This is a genomic window from Synechococcus sp. R8-2 (assembly GCF_047461715.1).
GTDB lineage: Bacteria > Cyanobacteriota > Cyanobacteriia > Thermostichales > Thermostichaceae > Thermostichus.
This window is the reverse complement of the sequence record NZ_JANSHQ010000186.1, coordinates 1-713: the sequence shown is the minus strand read 5'-3', so window position 1 is coordinate 713 and position 713 is coordinate 1. Positions and strand designations below refer to the sequence as shown.

Sequence of the window (713 nt, the reverse complement as noted above, 5' to 3'; positions counted from 1 at the left end):
TGCTGTCGCTGCTTTTCATCCAAGCCAGGGGTTTTTTGCAGCTCAACATCCAGATCGCGCAGCAGTTGTCGCAGTTTCGATTCGGCCATTCTGTAAAGAGACCTTAACGACTTGAGAACCGATTGAGTTTTGACCACCCTGCCTCAATCATACGGTCTGATGGGTTGAAGCAGGGATCCCTCTATCTAGGGTCTAAGAGCGGGTAAGCGGCGAAGGTTAACTTTTGCAGCCGGGGATCCCAGCATTGGAGCAACTCCCATAGGATGGGCAGTAGCCTTGCTGTCTACCCCCATGTCTGAGCTGGCATTGACCCTAGTATGGGTAGCGGTTGCTGTTGCCCTTTTCATGGGAATTTTTGTCTGGGAACAAAGACGCAGCCAAGAATTGCTGCAGCGGTGGGCGGCAAAGCAGGGCTACTCCCTGTTGAGCCAGGAGGCACGGTACTGGCGGCTGGGGCCTTTTTCCGGGAGCACTTCCAAGTATCAACGGGTATTCCGTGTGCGGATACGGGATCCGTGGGGGCAAGAACGCACCGGCTGGGTGAGGTTAGGGAACTGGTGGCTGGGGCTTTTGTCGGATCAGGCTGAGGAGCGGTGGGAGTAGGCTGGGATTGAACCACAGAAGGGGAAAGCAATGAACGGGATCAGGGGTTGGAAAGGGCTGAAGGGGGTAGCGTGGCTGGGCCTGGTACTGGCGGTGGCCCTGTTGGGTTG

At 56.4% G+C, this 713-nt stretch carries 1 protein-coding gene; it reads left to right on the top strand.

All coding sequences use genetic code 11. The annotated features are described in order from the left end of the window. The first annotated feature begins 291 nt into the window (after positions 1-291). A complete protein-coding gene (locus NW819_RS05040) occupies positions 292-603 on the top strand; it encodes a hypothetical protein (RefSeq protein WP_041436348.1) in 312 nt (103 codons plus the stop codon). Positions 604-713: the final 110 nt, after the last annotated feature.

What these genes read in the sequence shown, in the direction of transcription:
- NW819_RS05040 (WP_041436348.1), top strand. Translation starts at nt 292, where the DNA reads ATGTCTGAGCTGGCATTGACCCTAGTATGGGTAGCGGTTGCTGTTGCC.